This is a genomic window from Acidovorax sp. CCYZU-2555, assembly GCF_018413525.1.
Taxonomy (GTDB): domain Bacteria; phylum Pseudomonadota; class Gammaproteobacteria; order Burkholderiales; family Burkholderiaceae_C; genus Comamonas.
This window is the reverse complement of sequence record NZ_JAHCDD010000036.1, coordinates 1-18778: the sequence shown is the minus strand read 5'-3', so window position 1 is coordinate 18778 and position 18778 is coordinate 1. Positions and strand designations below refer to the sequence as shown.

16 protein-coding genes are annotated in these 18778 nt (G+C 66.0%); 10 read left to right on the top strand and 6 right to left on the bottom strand.

The window, feature by feature from the left end; genetic code table 11:
• The first annotated feature begins 183 nt into the window (after nucleotides 1–183).
• Both fumC and KHY18_RS13945 read left to right on the top strand, forming a co-directional pair.
• On the top strand, nucleotides 184–1581 hold the full coding sequence (gene fumC / locus KHY18_RS13950; RefSeq protein WP_213300770.1) for a class II fumarate hydratase: 1398 nt from the start codon (nucleotides 184–186) through the stop codon (nucleotides 1579–1581).
• A 353-nt stretch (nucleotides 1582–1934) separates the two neighbouring features.
• Entirely contained in the window at nucleotides 1935–2405 is a 471-nt protein-coding gene (locus KHY18_RS13945; protein WP_213300768.1) for a hypothetical protein, read from the top strand.
• An 11-nt stretch (nucleotides 2406–2416) separates the two neighbouring features.
• Here KHY18_RS13945 and KHY18_RS13940 read toward each other — a convergent pair whose 3' ends face one another.
• The 5 genes from KHY18_RS13940 to KHY18_RS13920 all read right to left on the bottom strand — a co-directional run bounded on the left by KHY18_RS13940 (nucleotide 2417) and on the right by KHY18_RS13920 (nucleotide 8885).
• Complete coding sequence (locus tag KHY18_RS13940) at nucleotides 2417–3946, bottom strand: FAD-dependent oxidoreductase (RefSeq protein WP_213300766.1); 1530 nt, start codon at nucleotides 3944–3946, stop codon at nucleotides 2417–2419.
• 113 nt (nucleotides 3947–4059) lie between these two features.
• Nucleotides 4060–5073 (bottom strand): glycine betaine/L-proline ABC transporter substrate-binding protein ProX, encoded by a 1014-nt coding sequence (gene proX / locus KHY18_RS13935; RefSeq protein WP_213300764.1) that lies wholly within the window; start codon nucleotides 5071–5073, stop codon nucleotides 4060–4062.
• 84 nt (nucleotides 5074–5157) lie between these two features.
• A complete protein-coding gene (gene proW / locus KHY18_RS13930) occupies nucleotides 5158–6450 on the bottom strand; it encodes a glycine betaine/L-proline ABC transporter permease ProW (RefSeq protein ID WP_213300762.1) in 1293 nt (430 codons plus the stop codon).
• Nucleotides 6447–7700 (bottom strand): glycine betaine/L-proline ABC transporter ATP-binding protein ProV, encoded by a 1254-nt coding sequence (gene proV / locus KHY18_RS13925; RefSeq protein WP_213300760.1) that lies wholly within the window; start codon nucleotides 7698–7700, stop codon nucleotides 6447–6449. The genes proW and proV overlap by 4 nt, the downstream gene beginning before the upstream one ends.
• A 576-nt stretch (nucleotides 7701–8276) precedes the next feature.
• On the bottom strand, nucleotides 8277–8885 hold the full coding sequence (locus KHY18_RS13920) for a TIGR00645 family protein (RefSeq protein ID WP_213300758.1): 609 nt from the start codon (nucleotides 8883–8885) through the stop codon (nucleotides 8277–8279).
• A 188-nt stretch (nucleotides 8886–9073) separates the two neighbouring features.
• Between KHY18_RS13920 and acs the strand changes: the two genes are divergently transcribed.
• Nucleotides 9074–11068 carry an acetate--CoA ligase gene (gene acs / locus KHY18_RS13915; protein ID WP_213300755.1) on the top strand — a complete coding sequence of 665 codons (1995 nt, stop codon included), beginning with the start codon at nucleotides 9074–9076 and terminating at the stop codon, nucleotides 11066–11068.
• A gap of 164 nt (nucleotides 11069–11232) precedes the next feature.
• Nucleotides 11233–11727: a LapA family protein gene (locus KHY18_RS13910; protein WP_213300752.1), complete on the top strand. Its 495-nt coding sequence runs from the start codon at nucleotides 11233–11235 to the stop codon at nucleotides 11725–11727.
• 62 nt (nucleotides 11728–11789) lie between these two features.
• Here KHY18_RS13910 and KHY18_RS13905 read toward each other — a convergent pair whose 3' ends face one another.
• Nucleotides 11790–12095, bottom strand: a complete 306-nt coding sequence (locus KHY18_RS13905) for a c-type cytochrome (RefSeq protein WP_213300749.1) — start codon at nucleotides 12093–12095, stop codon at nucleotides 11790–11792.
• Between the two features lie 96 nt (nucleotides 12096–12191).
• Between KHY18_RS13905 and KHY18_RS13900 the strand changes: the two genes are divergently transcribed.
• The 6 genes from KHY18_RS13900 to KHY18_RS13875 form a co-directional block, all read left to right on the top strand.
• A complete protein-coding gene (locus KHY18_RS13900) occupies nucleotides 12192–12431 on the top strand; it encodes a TIGR04438 family Trp-rich protein (protein ID WP_213300746.1) in 240 nt (79 codons plus the stop codon).
• Between the two features lie 101 nt (nucleotides 12432–12532).
• On the top strand, nucleotides 12533–14389 hold the full coding sequence (ilvD, locus tag KHY18_RS13895) for a dihydroxy-acid dehydratase (RefSeq protein ID WP_213300743.1): 1857 nt from the start codon (nucleotides 12533–12535) through the stop codon (nucleotides 14387–14389).
• 272 nt (nucleotides 14390–14661) lie between these two features.
• Nucleotides 14662–15483, top strand: coding sequence for a prolipoprotein diacylglyceryl transferase (lgt, locus tag KHY18_RS13890; protein ID WP_213300740.1), 822 nt, complete (start codon nucleotides 14662–14664; stop codon nucleotides 15481–15483).
• A gap of 125 nt (nucleotides 15484–15608) precedes the next feature.
• On the top strand, nucleotides 15609–17081 hold the full coding sequence (locus KHY18_RS13885; RefSeq protein WP_213300737.1) for a malonyl-CoA decarboxylase: 1473 nt from the start codon (nucleotides 15609–15611) through the stop codon (nucleotides 17079–17081).
• Nucleotides 17082–17161: 80 nt separating this feature from the next.
• Nucleotides 17162–18154, top strand: a complete 993-nt coding sequence (locus KHY18_RS13880) for a Bug family tripartite tricarboxylate transporter substrate binding protein (RefSeq protein ID WP_213300734.1) — start codon at nucleotides 17162–17164, stop codon at nucleotides 18152–18154.
• Nucleotides 18155–18158: 4 nt separating this feature from the next.
• Nucleotides 18159–18778: enoyl-CoA hydratase/isomerase family protein (locus tag KHY18_RS13875; RefSeq protein WP_213300732.1), on the top strand; the 620-nt coding region annotated here is incomplete at its 3' end.

Below are 18778 nucleotides of genomic sequence, written 5' to 3'. Positions count from 1 at the left end.
TTATCCCGTGCTTCACCGCAAAGCGTGCCCATGGCCCAGCAGTCTTCTATAACACTTGCAGCCCGAATTGCGGCTCGTTCGCGTCTATGGGGCTTGTGTCAGAGTGGACGAAAAACGGAACGTTGAGAATAGGTATCATTCATTGATGGATTTTTTCCATTCAACCCTTATGGAGACTTGTGGATGACGCAACCGGCTACGCGACAGGAACGTGACACTTTCGGCCCCATCGAGGTCCAGGCCGACAGGCTCTGGGGAGCGCAAACCCAGCGTTCGCTGCAGAATTTCGACATTTCGGGCGAGCGCCAGCCGCTCGAACTGATCCGGGCGCTGGCCCTGGTCAAGCGCGCTTCGGCCGTGGTCAATCAGCAGCTGGGTCTGCTCGATGCCAAGAAGGCCGACGCCATCGTCGCCGCCGCCGATGAGGTGGTCGCGGGCCAGCACGACGCGGAATTCCCGCTGGTTGTCTGGCAGACCGGCTCGGGCACGCAGAGCAACATGAACGTCAACGAGGTGCTGGCCAATCGCGCCAGCGAACTGCTGGGCGGCGAGCGCGGCGAAGGCCGGCTGGTCCACCCCAACGACGATGTGAACAAGAGCCAGTCGAGCAACGACGTGTTCCCCACGGCCATGCATGTGGCCGCGGTGCAGGCGCTGGTCGAGCGGCTGCTGCCGTCGGCGGCGAAGCTGCAGGCCACGCTGGCCGAGAAGTCCGAAGCGTTTGCCGACATCATCAAGATCGGCCGCACGCATCTGCAGGACGCCACGCCGCTCACGCTGGGCCAGGAATTCTCGGGCTATGTCGCCCAGCTCAGGCATGGCCAGGCCCATGTGCAGGCCGCGCTGCCCCACCTGTGCGAACTCGCGCTCGGCGGCACGGCCGTGGGCACGGGCCTGAACGCGCCCGCGGGCTACGCCGTCGCGGTCGCGGCCGAACTCGCGCGCCTCACGGGCCTGCCGTTCGTCACCGCGCCCAACAAGTTCGAGGCGCTGGCCAGCGTCGACGCGCTGGTGCACGGGCACGGCGCGCTCAAGACCCTGGCGGCAAGCCTCACCAAGATCGCCAACGACGTGCGCTGGCTGGCCAGCGGCCCGCGCAGCGGCATTGGCGAGTTGAGCATTCCCGAGAACGAGCCAGGCTCGTCCATCATGCCGGGCAAGGTCAACCCCACGCAGAGCGAAGCGCTGACCATGCTCGCGGCCCAGGTCATGGGCAACGACGTGGCGATCAACATCGGCGGCGCCTCGGGCAACTTCGAACTCAATGTGTTCCGCCCCATGGTCGCGCACAACTTCCTGCAGAGCGTGCGCCTGCTGGCCGACGGCATGCGCAGCTTCAACGACCATTGCGCCGTGGGCATCACGCCCAATGAAGACCGCATCGCCGAACTGGTGCAGCGCTCGCTGATGCTGGTGACCGCGCTGAACCCGCACATCGGCTACGACAAGGCCGCTTACATCGCCAAGAAGGCCCACCGCGAAGGTTCCAGCCTGCGCGAAGCCGCGGTGGCCAGCGGTCACCTCACGGGCGAGCAGTTCGACGCCTGGGTCGTGCCCAGCCAGATGGTGGGCACGCTCTGAGCCTGGCGGCGGCGGTCGTTCTAGGGCGTGTCACCTGGGGCGAGCGGGCAATACGCTCGTTCTGGGCTGGCCTGGCCGACCGCGTCCAAGGATGAACTGCCTGCGCTCAAGGCATGAGGATGGGCCGTTCATGGTTCGACAGGCTCACCACCAACGATTGGGTCGGGGTGAGCTGCTGTTGGCTCAAATCAAGTGTCATTCAAGCCTTTGATTTGATTTGCAAAAATCTGTTTCTTGATCGTCCCGCGGCTGTCGATGAATTGACGGATAACGCTCTGTTTCGAGCCAAGACGCTGGTCCTGGGTCTGCTAAGGTGCAGCCCTTGTTCCCGCTCCCCAGCGAAAGAATTTTTCATGGATTTTCTATCCTTGCGCACGGCTGCAATGCTGTCTGCCGTCGTGACCCTATCTGGCTGCTCCTATGTCGGCAACCTGCGCATGCCGTCCATGCCCTCGATGCCCAGCTGGATTTCCGCGCCCAAGGCAGCGCCCGCGCCGGCCGTCGCGCCGGCCGCGCTGCAGGCCACCGAGCGCACTGAAACCTGGCAGGGCATCTACCGCCAGAATGCCGAAACCGGACGCTTCACCGAATGCCGCACGGGCGCTGAAATGCCGGTAGCTCAGTCGGGCGACAGCGCGCTGCTCGAATCCGCCTATCTGGCGAGCCGGTCCGCGCCGGGCGCGCCGCTGTGGGTCGAAGTGCAGGGCCGCTGGGTGCAGCGCGCGCGCACCGACATGCCGCCCTCGGCGAATGCCAAGGAGCTGGTGTTGCTGGTCGAACGCTTTGTCTCCATGTCCAGCCAGACTTCCTGCGCGGCCTGGTAATGGCGAGGGGGTCAGTGCCGGCGCGCAATGCGCCCCAGCCCCGGCAGCCCCATGTCGAAGCGCTGGTTGAGATAATGGATCGATGACTTGTAGGCGGCGTCGGCCCAGCCCGAGCGCTGCGGGTTGTAGCCGTCGCTGACCAGCGCGATGTCTTCGCCGGGCAGCGGCTGCACGGCCCACTGGTAGATGTCGTGGTTGGTGAACTGGTTGCCGGCGCGCAGGTAATACCAGGCATCGGGCCATTCGCGGAACACGGTCTTGCTCGGCGGCCCTATGGTCACGGGGCGCGTCACGCCGTTGTCGGCGAACAGGTGGTTCAGGCCTATGGCCACTTCCTTTTCGAGCGCTTCGATAGGCCCCTGGGCCAGCTTTGCCCAGAGGTTGGCGCAGTCGGACTGGTCGTTGTAGACCACGCGTATCGCGTTCTGCGGCGCGGCGTAGGCTTCGAGCGGAATTTCGACCGAGTTGATGCAATGTCCCGTGGTCCAGGCGCGCCAGACATGGCGGCCGGCCGGCGTGACAATGCCGCGCCACCAGGGCTCGGCGTACCACTGGGTGATGGTGGTCACGCGCACGCCGACCAGCGCCTGGAACTCGGGCTGGGTACAGATTTTTTCCATCAGGTCGCCGCGCACCTGCTGCAGCGCGACCGGCGGCAAGGCCAGCACCAGCGTGCGTGCGGTGAGCGCGCGGCGCGCGGTCTTGAGCAGGTAGCCGGTCGGGGATTTCTCGATCGACAGCACGGGCTCGGACAGGTTGATCTGCACGCCCAGGTCGCGCGCGCGCTGCTCCATGGCGCGCGTATAGGCCGACATGCCGCCCACGGGGTACAGGCTCTGGCAATGACCGCTGGGGCAGATGGCGCCGGCGTCGTTCTCTTCGTCGAGGTAGTCGAGGTAGGCCTTGGCGTTGAGGTCGTATTCGTGATCGGCGCGAAAACGGTAGGTATCGTGCAGGAAAGCGCAGCCTTCGGTACCTATGACTTTCTCGGCATAGGCGCGCAGATTGGGGTAGCGGTCGACATGGGCGCGCTCGGGGCCGTTGAGCAGCCGGTCGTAGAGCTGGACTTCATAGCCGCCGCGGCCGCGGTCTACATCGAGGCCGGGAAACACGCGGATGAAGTCGTCGTTGCTGGTCGCGTACATGCCGCGCGTGAAACCCAGCTCTTCGAGCATTTCAGGTTTCTGCAGCGCGATGCCCAGTTCCCTGGCCAGTTCCACCAGAACGCTCTGGCCTTCCATGATGCGCCGCGCGCCGAGCTGGATGAACGGGCCTTCGCTGTGTTCTTCCGACGCGGGGATGTCGGAGACGCGCCCGCCCAGGCGTTCGTCCTGCTCGAACAGGCAGATGCGCGGGCCGTGGCGCGTGGCCAGGCGCAAGGCCGTGTGCAGGCCCGCGACGCCGCCGCCGACGATGGCGATCTCGCAATGGGCGGTGGTGTCGTCCGCGGCCAGCACGGGCTGCGTCTGGGGGGAATCCTCCGCGCTCGCGGGCGCGGCTTCGGGGCTGGCGACTTCGCCGCCCAACAAAAGATTGCGCATGCCGAACATCCTTTCCCGGGAATGCCAGCGCGTGCAGGCGCATGGCAATCGTTACGGGTCAGTGTAGGGCTGCGTCCGGCACACCGCCGCGCAAGGCAATGCGCCAGGCGTGGTTATCGCGCCGCTGCGCGTGCCTGGTCGAGCCAGCCGTTGAAGGTGGTCCGGTGCGCGTCTATCCAGCCCGCGACATGGCGCTCGATATCGGCCGGCTTGTTCTCGCCGAGGAACATGCGGTTGTTTTCCGCGTTGATGTCGTTGATCGGCAGTTGCATGATCTCGAACAGCTTGCCCGCGGCCGGGTTCTTCAGCGCCCACTGCTTGTTGGCCAGGATGTGCTGGGTGTTGGGCGCGAAACCGTAGTTCTTGCCATTGGGCAGCTTGGTGTCTTCGCCGCCTTGCGCGCCAGGCGTGGCACTGAACGGCACTTCGAGCCACATCACGTCGGTGCCGGGCTTGAGCTGGGCGCTGACCCAGAACGGGGTCCAGGTGTAGTACAGCACGGGCTTGCCGGCCTTGTAGCGCGAGATGGTGTCGGCGATCAGCGCCGAGTAGGTGCCCTGCTGGTGCGTGACCGTGCCGCGCAGCTTGAAGGCATCGAGCTGGTGCTCGATCGCGGCTTCGCAGCCCCAGCCCGGCGTGCAGCCCGTGAGGTCGGCCTTGCCATCGCCATTGGCGTCGAACAGCGCGGCGAGCTTCGGGTCCTCGAGCTGGCTGAGCTGGGTGATGCCGTACTGGTCGGCCGTCTTCTTGTCGATCAGGTAGCCCTGGATGGCGCCGTCGGCGTATGTGCCCTTGCGCGTGAGCTTGTCATCGCCGCCGGCGTTCTTGTAGAAGCCTTCATGCAGCGGTACCCAATGGCTGGCCATGAACGTCGCATCGCCGTTGGCGATCGCCAGATGGGCCGTGGGGTACTCGACTTCCTGCACGGGCTGCACGTCGTAGCCCAGCTGCTGCAAGGCCTTGACGACCAGCTGGGTCTGGAAGTTTTCCTCGGCGATCGAGCTCTTGAGCGGGAAGACCTTGACGCCCTTGCCGGGAGTCAGGTTCTGCGCGCCGGCCATCAGGCTGAAGCCGGCAAGGCAGGCGGCCAGCAGCGCGCGGCGCAGGTGGGAGGGGGAATGGGACATGTGGATTTCCTGTATTCGGTGAAGGGCCCGGGCAGGGCCGGGCCGCCATGGCGCGCAGGCCATGGGCTGGCGGCGCGCCGGATTTCAGGCGCTGGCGGTGGTGGCCACGGGAGCGGTCGGCGCGCTGGCCGACGTCGCGGGCGCAGGGGCAGGAGCCTCCACGGGGCGCGCACGGCGGCTGCGCAGCAGCCAGCCCAGCGGGCCGCGCTGCGACCAGCGCACGCCGCCGCGCTGGGGCTTGCCCATGGCCTGGGTGATGCGGTCCAGCGCAATCGCCAGCAGCACGATGCCCAGGCCGCCCACGGTGGCCAGGCCCATGTCGAGGCGACCGATGCCGCGCAGCACCATCTGACCCAGGCCGCCGACGGCGATCATAGAAGCGATCACCACCATTGACAGCGACAGCATCAGCGCCTGGTTGATGCCGGCCATGATGGACGGCATGGCCAGCGGCAGCTGCACCTTGAACAGCATCTGCATGGGCGAGGCGCCATAGGCGCGGCTGGCTTCGATCAGGTCGGGACGCACCTGGCGTATGCCCAGGTTGGTCAGGCGGATCAGCGGCGGCAGCGCGAACACGATGGTCACGATCACGCCGGGCACGTTGCCGATGCCGAACAGCATCACCACGGGCACGAGGTAGACGAAGGCCGGCGTGGTCTGCATCGCGTCGAGGAACGGCCGCGTCCAGCGCTGGGCGCGGTCGCTTGCGGCCAAGGCAATGCCCACGGGCAGGCCGATGAGAATACAGAAGGCCAGCGAAGTAAGCACCAGCGACAGCGTGACCATGGCTTCGGGCCAGATGCCCAGCAGCGCGACGACGGCCAGCGAGACCAGCGTGCCGATGGCAATCGCCCGGCCCGCGAACTGCCAGGCCAGCAGCACCATGAGGGCGATCATCACCATCGACGGCACGCTGGTCAGCAGGCTTTCCACGCCGGTCAGCGTGGCATCGATGGGCGCGCGCACCGTCTGGAAGAACGGCCGGAAATGCGTGACCACCCATTCGAGGCCGTGGTTGATGCTGTCCTGGATCTGGGCCGAGTCGGCCACCCAGTGCTGTACGTCAAGCAGCTGCGACAGGCTCGCGGAAGGCGCGTCGGCGCCGGTCTGGGCCAAATTGGCCGCGGCATCGGTTGCGAGGCGCGGGCCGTCGAGCCAGCTGGTATCGCCGGCTTCGAGCAGGCCGCTGTTGCCCATGGTCCAGGGGTCGGATGAGACCGATGGGACGGCTGCATCCGGGGCGCTGAGGGTGCTTTCCCACGGCACGTCTGGCAGGGCGGAGCTGTCCATGGTGGTGGCATCGAGGGCATCGGTGCTGACCTGGGCCAGCTGCACGCTGGGGGTGGAGGTGGGGTTCATTGCGGTGCTGTTCATGCGGCGCTCCCGGTCAGTGTTTCAGGCGGCGTGGGCGGGCTGGGCGGCACGGGCGGCGTATCGCGGTCGAGGAACTTGAGCAGCATGGTCTTGCTGATCACGCCCGCGAAGCGGCCGTCGCTCTGGACCACGGGCAGCGCGCAGGGCGCGGACGCGACCTGGCCGAACAGGTTGGCGACAGGCGCGTCGACCGCGATCGACGACACGTTGTCGAGATAGGCATGCTGCAGGCCCAGCGTGCCCACATGGCCTTGCAGCGCGCTGCGCAGCGAGTCGGCCGACACCGTGCCCAGATAGCGCTGGCGCGGGCTCAGCACATAGGCGAAGTCGCGGTCCGATTCCTCGATGGCGCGCAGCGCCGGACGGCAGCCGCGGTCGCTGTGCTCGTTGACGATGGTCAGCGCGCGGCGCGCGATGTCGCCGGCCTTGAACACCGCCGCCGCATCGACGCCGCGGATGAAGTGGCGCACGTAGTCGTTGGCGGGGTTGCGCAGGATTTCATCGGGCGTGCCCACCTGTATCACCTGGCCGTCCTTCATGATCGCGATGCGGTCGCCGATGCGCATGGCTTCGTCGAGGTCGTGCGAAATGAAGATGATGGTGCGGCGCTTGACTTCCTGCAGGCGCAGCAGCTCCGATTGCATCTCGGTGCGGATGATGGGGTCCAGCGCCGAAAAGGCTTCGTCCATCAGCAGGATGGACGGATCGGACGCCAGCGCCCGGGCCAGGCCCACGCGCTGCTGCATGCCGCCCGACAGCTCGTCGGGGTAGCTTGCGCCCCAGCCTGCGAGGCCCACCTGCTCGAGCGCGGCCTGGGCCAGCGCCTGGCGTTCGGCGCGGTCCACGCCGGCCAGCTCCAGCCCGAAGGCCGTGTTGTCGAGCACGTTCACATGCGGCAGCAGCGCGAACGACTGGAACACCATGGAGATGTCCTTGCGGCGCAGCGCGCGCAATTCCTTGGGGCTCAGCGTGCCGATGTCGGTGCCGTCGACCAGGATGCGCCCGGACGTGGGCTCGATCAGCCGGTTGAGCATGCGCACCAGCGTGGATTTGCCCGAGCCCGACAGGCCCATGATGACGAAGATCTCGCCGGCTTCGATCTGGAAATCGGCATCGAAGACGCCGATCGACTGGCCGGTGCGCGCCAGGATTTCCGATTTGCTCAGACCCTGCTGGACGAGCGCCAGCGCGTCCTGCGGCGCATCGCCGAAGACCTTGAAAATATGCTCGATGGTGATCTGTTTGGCCACTGTTGCTCTCTCCCTTGTGTTGGATTGAATACAGTCCAGCCCTTTGCGAAAAAGGCTGGCGTGCAAGGGGTTCTCTGCGCAAATCCCAGAAGGTCTGTGCGGAGAATCCCAAAGCCGAATGCGAAACCTGATGCAGCGGCCACAGCAGTCCCGCGAAGGGACCGGTGAAGGCCGGGAATGCATGTGCGCAGCACATGCAAAGGGCTCGAATGGTGCCGCGAAGAGCACGCAAGAGCCAGGCAAGACGCCGGAGCGCGACACGGTGTGAAACCTGTCTGCCTGCCGGCGATCCAGGGCGCGGCGAAAGCCGCGCAACTGGGCATCAGGACCGCGATCGGCCCGATGACGGGGCTGCCAAGGCAACGCCGCCTGAAGTGGATCGAAACGCTGAAAACGCTTCGATTACCTGCATGGCAGGTTGTAAATAAGCGTTCTATTCTATGAATTGAGTGCTTTTGTGTCAATAAATGGTTATTTTTGCCTGTGTTATCACGCACGCGTGTTTCACGCGCAAGGCGAAAAAAACCCGCGCCGCGGATTGCGGGGCGGGTTTCGACGGGGCGCGCGGCGCGGCTTTCAGTGGCTGCGTGCGGGGCTGCGCAGCAGGCGGTCGGTGTAGGCTATGGCCAGTGCGCTCAGCAGGAAGGCGATGTGGATCGCCGTCTGCGCGATCAGCACCTTGGGGTCGTAGTTGGCGGCGTTGATGAAGGTCTTGAGCAGATGGATCGAGCTGATGCCGATGATCGACAGGCCCAGCTTGACCTTCAGCACGGTCGCGTCGACATGGCTGAGCCATTCGGGCTGGTCGGGGTGGCCTTCGATGTTCAACCGGCTGACGAAGGTCTCGTAGCCGCCGATGATCACCATGATCAGCAGGTTGGAGATCATCACCACGTCGATCAGCGCGAGCACGACCAGCATGATGACCGTTTCGTTGAGGCTGGTGAGCGGCGCTTCGGGCTTGTAGCCTATGCTGGTGACCAGCGCCTGCAGCGCGGTCTGGCTGCCGAACGCGGCCTCCACGAGGTGCATCAGCTCGAGCAGGAAATGCCAGACATAGACGCCTTGCGCGAGGATCAGGCCGAGGTACAGCGGAACCTGCAGCCAGCGGCTCGCGAAGATGAAGGAGGCCAGCGGGTTCATCTTGGCAGCCGCTGGCTTGCCGGAGGGTGTGGGGGTGTCCATGGGGTGTGGGGGGAGGCGAGGAATAGGGTGCGCGATTGTATCGGTGCGCGATGACGGCGGCGTTGCCAAGGGTTGAAGGTTATGTCCGAGCGGATTGCGCGGTTTTGCGGCGACCAGTCAGTGACGTGTAAGACCCGCGGGCGACAGTCACGGCACAATGCAAAAGTAGCCAAGGAGACAGAAATATCATGAGTGCGTCGTCATCTGCGATCGAATCCGTGCTGGTCGAAAACCGCGTCTTTCCCCCGCCTGCGGCCTTTGCCCAGGCAGCCCGCATCTCGGGCATGCCCGCCTACGAGGCGCTGTGCTCCGAAGCCCAAGCCGATTACGAGGGCTTCTGGGCGCGGCTGGCGCGCGAGAACCTCGAATGGAGCCGGCCGTTCAGCCAGACGCTGGACAGCTCCAATGCGCCGTTCTACCAGTGGTTTGCCGACGGCGAACTCAATGCCAGCGCCAACTGCCTGGACCGCCACATGGGCACGGACGTCGAGCACAAGACGGCCATCATTTTCGAAGCCGACGATGGCGCGGTGACCCGCGTCAGCTACCGTGAACTGCTCGAGCGCGTGAGCCAGTTCGCCAATGCGCTCAAGGCGCAGGGCGTGCAAAAGGGCGATCGCGTCCTGATCTACATGCCGATGACCATCGAAGGCGTGGTCGCCATGCAGGCCTGCGCGCGCATAGGCGCGACGCACAGCGTGGTGTTCGGCGGCTTCTCGGCCAAGGCCGTGCAGGAGCGCATCATCGACGCCGGCGCGGTCGTTGTGATCACCGCCAACTACCAGCTGCGCGGCGGCAAGGAATTGCCGCTCAAGGCCATCGTCGACGACGCGCTGGCCTCGGGCGAATGCACCAGCGTGCGCCAGGTGCTGGTCTATGAACGCACGGCCACGCCCTGCGCCATGCAGGAAGGTCGCGACAAGACGTTTGCCCAGGCGCTCGCGGGCCAGTCCAAGGAATGCGCGCCGGTCGCGGTCGGCGCCGAGCACCCGCTGTTCATCCTCTACACCAGCGGCTCCACGGGCAAGCCCAAGGGCGTGCAGCACAGCACCGGCGGCTATCTGCTGTGGGCCAAGACGACCATGGACTGGACTTTCGATCTGCGCGCCGACGATGTGTTCTGGTGCACGGCCGACATCGGCTGGATCACGGGCCACACCTATGTGGCCTACGGCCCGCTCGCGGCCGGCGCCACGCAGATCGTGTTCGAAGGCGTGCCCACGTACCCCGACGCCGGCCGCTTCTGGCAGATGATCGAGCGCCACCGCTGCTCGATCTTCTACACCGCGCCCACGGCGATCCGCTCGCTGATCAAGGCCGCCGAAGCCGACGCCGCGGTACACCCCGACCGCAGCGATCTGTCGAGCCTGCGCCTGCTGGGCAGCGTGGGCGAGCCCATCAACCCCGAAGCCTGGATGTGGTACCACCGCCATGTGGGCGGCGAGCGCTGCCCCATCGTCGACACCTTCTGGCAGACCGAGACCGGCGGCCATGTGATCACGCCGCTGCCCGGCGCCACGGCGCTGGTGCCGGGCTCGTGCACGCTGGCGCTGCCGGGCATCACCGCGGCCATCGTCGATGAACTGGGCAACGACATTCCCGACGGCACGGGCGGCATCCTGGTCATCAAGCGCCCCTGGCCCAGCATGATCCGCAACATCTGGAACGACCCCGAGCGCTTCAAGAAGAGCTACTTCCCCGAAGAGCTCAAAGGCTACTACCTCGCGGGCGACGGCGCGGTGCGCAGCAGCGATCGCGGCTACTTCCGCATCACGGGCCGCATCGACGACGTGCTCAATGTCTCGGGCCACCGCATGGGCACGATGGAAATCGAGTCGGCCCTGGTCTCCAAGACCGATCTGGTGGCCGAGGCGGCCGTGGTGGGGCGGCCCGACGATGTGACCGGCGAAGCCATCTGCGCTTTCGTCGTGCTCAAGCGCGGCCGGCCCACGGGCGAGGAAGCCAAGCAGATCGCCAAGGAGCTGCGCGACTGGGTGGCCAAGGAAATCGGTCCCATCGCCAAGCCCAAGGAAATCCGCTTCGGCGACAACCTGCCCAAGACGCGCAGCGGCAAGATCATGCGCCGCCTGCTGCGCGCGCTGGCCAAGGGCGAGGCGATCACGCAAGACACCAGCACGCTCGAAAACCCCGCGATTCTCGAGCAGCTGTCCAAACCCAACTGAGTGCCAGCCGGGCGCGCGAACGCCGCGCCCGATGTACTCCAGCTTGTGTAGGACAGCTTCGTTCTTGTAACGGCAGGTACGCATCGCGGCCCCGCATGGGGTAAAAACGCGATGTACCAGCCGCTCAGTCCTTGGCGGCGTGCGGACCGAGGAGAAAAACACGCATGCATTTTCGAACCATTTTTCTGGCCATCATTGTCCTGGCCATCGCCGCGCTCGCGGCGCTCAACTGGCCCGCACTGGCGGCCATTTCCACTGTCGAGCTGGGCGTCACCACGGTGCAGGCACCGCTGGGCGTGATCATGCTGGGCCTGACGGTGCTGCTGGCGATCTTCTTCATCGCCTATGTGCTGTCGCTGCAGACTTCGGTGCTGCTCGAAACGCGCCGCCACACCAAGGAGCTGCAGGCCCAGCGCGAACTCGCCGACAAGGCCGAAGCTTCGCGTTTCACCGAACTGCGCGCCGTGCTCGAAGCCCAGCATCTGCATGGCCAGACCGCGGTGCTCGAGCGCCTCGAAACGCTCGATGCGCGTGCTGACGCGCGTTCGCGCGAACTGGAGAACAGCACGGCGGCCTATCTGGGTCAGCTCGAGCAACAGCTGCGCGACCGCCCGCCGGTGGACCGCGGCTTTGTGCCCGCGGCGCGCGAATTCCCGTAAGCGCATTCACCCCGCAAAAAAGCCGCCTTGAAGGCGGCTTTTTGCATTGCGGACAACCGCGCTTACTTCTGCTGCAGCACCCAGGCGGCCAGCGCCTTGGACTCGGCGTCATTGACCGAAGGGTTGGCGGGCATGGGCAGCGGGCCCCAGACGCCGCCGCCGCCCTTGAGGATCTTGGCCGCGAGTTTGTCGGTCGCATCCTTCTGGCTGGCGTACTTGGCGGCCACGTCCTTGAACGAAGGGCCGACCAGCTTCTTGTCGACTGCATGGCAGGCCATGCAGTTCTTGGCCTTGGCCAGGGCCAGGTCGGCCATCGCCGGGGCAGCGGCGCTCAAGGCCAGGGCAAGAGTGATCAGTGTGCGCTTCATCGTAAACTTTCGGCTGGTGTTTTATTCTGCAGGAAATTGTAGTGGTGCGTGCGCTGGCATGCGGACCGCGGGTTTCTCCGACGAGGAGTCTTATATATGTGGATGCTGTTGATTGCCTTGTTGCTGACCTTGCTGAAATACCTGGAGGTCGGGCCGCTGGCCGAATTGTCCTGGTGGTGGATTCTTGTGCCTTACGGGCTCACGGTGGCCTGGTGGAGCTATGCCGATGCGTCGGGCCTGACCAAGCGCCGCGCGGTCGATCAGGAAGAAGCGCGCCGGCTCAAACGCATAGACCGGCAAAAGCAGGCGCTGGGCACGCGCCGACCGCCGCGCTGAGGGCTGCGGGCCGGGGGCAGACCCTGTGGGCAGCAGCAGGGGGTCAGGTGCGACATAATTGACCCCATCCCACGTACCCGCAACCCTTTCTCATAATCACCATGCCCGCATACCGTTCCAAGACTTCCACTGCCGGCCGCAACATGGCTGGTGCGCGCTCCCTGTGGCGTGCCACCGGCATGAAGGACGAAGATTTCAGCAAGCCGATCATCGCCATTGCCAATTCCTTCACCCAGTTCGTGCCCGGCCACGTTCACCTGAAGGACCTGGGCCAGCTGGTGGCGCGCGAGATCGAAAAAGCGGGCGGTGTCGCCAAGGAATTCAACACCATCGCCGTCGATGACGGCATTGCGATGGGCCACGACGGCATGCTGTACTCGCTGCCCAGCCGCGACATCATTGCCGACTCGGTCGAATACATGGTGAATGCGCATTGTGCCGATGCGCTGGTCTGCATCTCCAACTGCGACAAGATCACGCCCGGCATGCTGATGGCCGCGATGCGCCTGAACATTCCCGTGATCTTCGTGTCGGGCGGCCCGATGGAAGCCGGCAAGGTCAAGCTGGCCAACCCCACGACGCACAAGATCGAATTCAAGAAGCTCGACCTGGTCGACGCCATGGTGATGGCCGCCGACGACCGCTACACCGATGCAGAAGTGGCCGAAGTCGAACGCTCGGCCTGCCCCACCTGCGGTTCGTGTTCGGGCATGTTCACCGCCAACTCGATGAACTGCCTGACCGAAGCGCTGGGCCTGTCGCTGCCGGGCAACGGCACCGTGCTGGCCACGCACTCCGACCGCGAGCAACTGTTCCTGCGCGCCGGCCGCACCATCGTCGAACTGGCCAAGCGCTATTACGAAGGCGACGACGAATCGGCGCTGCCGCGCTCGGTCGGCAAGAAGGCTTTCGAGAACGCGATCACGCTCGACATCGCCATGGGCGGCTCGACCAACACCATCCTGCATCTGCTGGCGATTGCGCGCGAAGCCGAAATCGACTTCGGCATGGCCGATATCGACCGCATGTCGCGCACCGTGCCCCAGCTGTGCAAGGTCGCGCCCAACACCAACAAGTACCACATCGAAGACGTGCACCGCGCGGGCGGCATCATGGCCATCCTGGGTGAACTTGACCGTGCGGGCCGTCTGCACACCGATGTGCCCACGGTCTATGGTGGCTCGCTGAAAGATGCGCTCGACGAGTGGGATATCGCGCGCGCGCCCAGCGAAGCCGTGCAGACTTTCTACAAGGCCGGCCCTGCGGGCATTCCCACGCAGACGGCGTTCAGCCAGAGCACGCGCTGGCCCAGCCTGGACACCGACCGTGCCGAAGGCTGCATCCGTTCGGTGGAACACGCTTTCTCGCTCGAAGGCGGCCTGGCCGTGCTCACGGGCAACATCGCCCTCGACGGCTGCGTGGTGAAGACCGCGGGTGTCGACGACGCGCTGCTGGTGTTCGAAGGCCGCGCCCATGTGACCGAGTCGCAAGATGAGGCCGTGGAAAACATCCTGGCCGACAAGGTCGTGGCCGGCGACATCGTGATCGTGCGCTACGAAGGCCCCAAGGGCGGCCCGGGAATGCAGGAAATGCTGTACCCGACCAGCTACATCAAGTCCAAGGGCCTGGGCAAGGCCTGCGCGCTGCTGACGGACGGCCGCTTCTCGGGCGGCACTTCGGGCCTGTCCATAGGCCACTGCTCGCCCGAAGCCGCCGCCGGCGGCGCGATCGGCCTGGTGCAGGACGGCGACCGCATCCTGATCGACATCCCCAACCGCACGATCAACGTGCTGGTCAGCGATGAAGAGCTGGCGCTGCGCCGCGAAGCCCAGAACGCCAAGGGCTGGAAGCCCGCCAAGCCGCGCCCGCGCAAGGTCTCGGCCGCGCTCAAGGCCTATGCCTTGCTGGTGATGTCGGCGGACAAGGGTGCGGTGCGGGATCTTTCGCTGCTGGATTGACAACACCCCCTGAGCCGCTCACGCGGCTTCCCCCTCTCATCCTTCGGTGGAGGGGGACGGCAGCCTCGGTGCGGGGCGGCCCTTCCTCGCTGCCCCCACGCTGGGCCGCGCCAGTATCGGAGACTACGCCCAGAACCGTTCGTGGTGAGCTTGTCGAACCATGAACGGCCTGTGCTCGAGGCAAGGGGTACTCGGCGAGCACGGCCCTCCGACACGCACCCCGTTCACGCCATTTTCACAGGCTCTGCCCGGGTCTGCGGCACAATCAGCGAATGCTGACCTATCCCCAAATCGATCCCATCGCGCTGCAGCTCGGCCCCATTGCCGTGCACTGGTACGGACTGACCTATCTCGCCGCTTTCGGCCTGTTCATGTTGCTGGGCATCAGGCGCCTGCGCCATCCGCCGTTCGTGCGGCTCACGGGCGATCAGGCCTGGACGCGCAAGGATGTCGAAGACATCCTGTTCCTGGGCGTGGTCGGTGTCGTGATCGGCGGCCGACTGGGCTACTGCCTGTTCTACAAGCCTGCCTATTACCTGTCGCATCCGCTCGAAGTATTCGCGGTCTGGCAGGGCGGAATGGCCTTCCATGGCGGCCTGCTGGGCGTGATCGGCGCAATGCTGTGGTTTGCGCACTCGCGCCGCCGCCACTGGCTGCAGGTCGCCGACTTCGTCGCGCCCTGCGTGCCCACGGGCCTTGCGGCCGGGCGCATAGGCAACTTCATCAACGGCGAGCTTTGGGGCCGGTTCTCGAGCCCCGATCTGCCCTGGGGCATGGTGTTCGCGCACAGCGGCTCGATGCAGCCGCGCCACCCGTCGCAGATCTACCAGTTCCTGCTCGAAGGCCTGCTGCTGTTCGTGCTGCTGTGGCTCTACGCGCGCAAGGAACACCGCCAGGGCCAGGTGGCCGCGGCCTTCCTTTTCGGCTACGGCCTGCTGCGTTTCATCGCCGAATATTTCCGCGAGCCCGATGACTATCTGGGTCTGTTGTCCATGGGTCTGAGCATGGGCCAGTGGCTGTGCCTGCCGATGATGGCCGCGGGCGTGGGCCTGTGGCTCTGGGCGCAACGCCAGCCCCAGCGCAGCGTTGCCTGATCAGGTGTCGCGAATGCGACACACGCGAAGTCGGCGCAGCTGAAGACACGAGGGCAGGGCAACCCATAATGGTGTCAAGGGCATGAGGATGGCATCCTGCCCTTGTTGTCATAAGGACCTGCTGCATGAATCTGGCTTCGGAATGGATTACGCGCGGCGTGTCTAAGCTGCGTACGACGGAAGCGGCCGAAAAGGCGCAAGCGTCGGCCGATGAGGGCAAGCCCGCGGCCAAGGCGCCGCCGCCGGTGCGCTCCACCCACGAGCGCCTCAAGGCGACGCTGCGCCGCGGCGCGGAAGCGCTGGCGCCGCGCGTGCTGCGCCGGCTGATGGAAGACCTGCAGGCCGCATCGGCCGAACAGGTCAGCGAAGTCGAGGGCGGGCGCCGCGCCAAGGATGTGATCGACTGGTACGCGAGCGCCGCGCCCGGCGAGCGCCAGGACCTGTGGCTGCTCGTCTGCGAGCAGTTCGGCCCCGACGCCGAGCGCCTGCAGCGCGCACGCCAGCACTATGACGAAGCCGATTCCGAACTGGAGCGCGGCCAGGCCGAAATCGCGCTGCGCCGCGCGCTGTCGTCGGCGCGCACGCGGCTGTTGCAACGATTTGCCGTGCCCGCGGGCGGAATGCGCTTTCTGTTAGACCTGCGTTCAGAACTGCTGGCCCTGCCCAAGTCCGACAAGCGCTTCGCGGCGCTCGACGCCGAACTCGAACACCTGTTCTCGACCTGGTTCGATGTCGCATTCCTTGAATTGAAACGGCTCAGCTGGGACTCGCCCGCATCGCTGCTCGAGAAGCTGATCCAGTACGAAGCGGTGCACGACATCCGCAGCTGGACCGATCTGAAGAACCGCCTCGACAGCGACCGCCGCTGCTATGGCTTCTTTCACCCGCGCCTGCCGGGCGAGCCGCTGATCTTCGTCGAAGTCGCGCTGGTCGACGATATTTCGGACAGCATCGTGCCGCTGCTCGACGAAAGCGCGGCCACGGCCGACATCAGCCGCGCGAGCACGGCGATCTTCTATTCGATCAGCAACACCCAGACCGGCCTGCGCGGCGTGAGCTTCGGCGACTCGCTGATCAAGCATGTCGCGCAGACGCTCAGCGCCGAGTTTCCGCGGCTGCGCACTTTCGCCACGCTGTCGCCCATCCCGGGCTTTCGCAGCTGGCTCACGAAGAACGGCACGCCGCTGCTGGCGCGCATGAGCGACAAGCCGCGCGGCGAACTCGCGCGCGCGCTGGGCCTGGCGCCCAAGGCGGAGCTTGACGCCGCCGTACTGCTCGAAGCCGCGGAAAAGGCCGCGCAGCTGCCGCAGAACTCGCCCGTGCGCCGCGCGCTGCTGTGGTGCGCCGCGCATTACCTGGGCAAGGAAAGCAACAACGGCAAGCCGCTCGATCCCGTGGCGCGCTTTCACCTGGGCAATGGCGCGCGTGTGGAGCGCCTGAACTGGGGCGGCGATCCGTCGGCCAAGGGCGCCAAGCAGTCGTTCGGCCTCATGGTCAACTACCTCTACGACCTCAAGAAGATCGACAAACATCGAGGCCTGCTGGCGCAGGGCCGGATGCCGGTGTCTCGCGACATCGAAAGCCTGATCAAGGGCTGAGCAAGGCCTGCGCGCTGCGCAGGCCTTGCAGGTTCCGGGCAGGAGCGCGCTGAAACCAAAAAAATCACAGGAGACAAGCGATGCCGGATATCTCTTTGCAACGCCGCGACGCACTGCGCGCGGCGGCCGCGGCCATGGTCACGCTCACGGGCAGCAGTTGGGCGCAGAGCCCGGGCTGGCCGACCAAGCCCGTCAACATGGTCGTGCCGTTTCCCGCGGGCGGCGGCACCGATGCGTTCGCGCGCCCGCTGGCCGCGCAGTTCTCCAAGAGCACGGGCAAAACCCTGGTCATCGACAACCGCGGCGGCGCGGGCGGCACCGTGGGCGCGAGTTTCGCGGCCAAGGCGCCGGCCGACGGCTACAACTATTTCATGGGCGGCACCCACCATGTGATCGCGCCGTCGGTCTATGCGCGGCTCGACTACGACCTCGAGCGCGACTTTGTTCCGCTGGCGTTGCTGGCGACCGTACCGCAGGTGATCGTCGTCAACCCGCGCACCATCCCGGCCAAGACCATCCAGGAACTGATTGCCGAACTGCGGCGCAAGCCCGGCAGCTTCAACTACGCGTCGGCGGGCGCGGGCTCGTCGCACCACCTTGCGGGCGAGCTGTTCAAGATGCAGACCAATACCTTCGTGACGCACATTCCCTACCGCGGCGCGGGCCCGGCGCTGCAGGATCTGATCGCCGGCAATGTCGACATGATGTTCGACGGCCTGGGCTCGTCGGCGGCGCACATCAAGGGCGGGCGCATCAAGGCCTTGATGGTCTCGGGCAGCAAGCGCAATCCTTCGCTGCCCGACGTGCCCTGCGCGGCCGAAGTGGGCCTGCCCGACTACACCGTGACCACCTGGTACGGCCTGTGGGCGCCCAAGAACACGCCGCTGGAGCAGCAAAACCATATGCTCGAAGAGGTGCGTCGCCTGGGCCAGACGCCCGAAATCAAGGCCATCTGGGCGCAAAATGGCGCCGATTACGGCAGCCTGACCAAGGAGCAGTTCGCGGCCATGGTGTCGGGTGAAGTCAAGCGCTGGGCGCAGGTGGTCAAGGCCTCGGGTGCAAAGGTGGAGTGAACGAATGTCGGGTGAAGTGAAAGTCCTGCCGGGCTATGGTGCCGGCATCGTCCGCGTGCAACTGTTGCACGCGGGCAAACGCAATGCGATGTCGGTGGCGATGTGGCACGCCTTGCGCGCGGCCTTTGTGTCCTTTCAGGCCGATGCCGGCCTGCGCTGCGTGCTGATCGAAGGCAGCGGCGACGCGGGCGAAGCCGCGTTCTGCGCCGGCGGCGATATTTCGGAATACCCGGGCTTTCGTTTCGATGCCGCGGCGCTGCGCGATTTCCATGAGAACGCGGTCTGGGGCGGCCTGTCGGCCATGCTGGCCTGCGATGTGCCCATCGTTGCCTCGATTGCGGGCGCCTGCATGGGCGCGGGCGTGGAGATCGCGGCCTGCGCCGATCTGCGCCTGGCGGCGGCGTCGGCGCGCTTTGGCGCACCGATTGCGCGGCTGGGCTTTCCCATGGCGCCGCGCGAAGCCGCGCTCGTGGCCACGGCCGTGGGCGTGCTGACCGCGCGCCAGATGCTGCTCGAAGCCGCGACGTTCAGCGCCCATGAAATGGCGGCGCGCGGCTTTGTCGGCACGGTCGTCGAAGACAATCAACTGCCGGCCGTGGCGCGGGGCCGCGCCGGCCGCAGAGA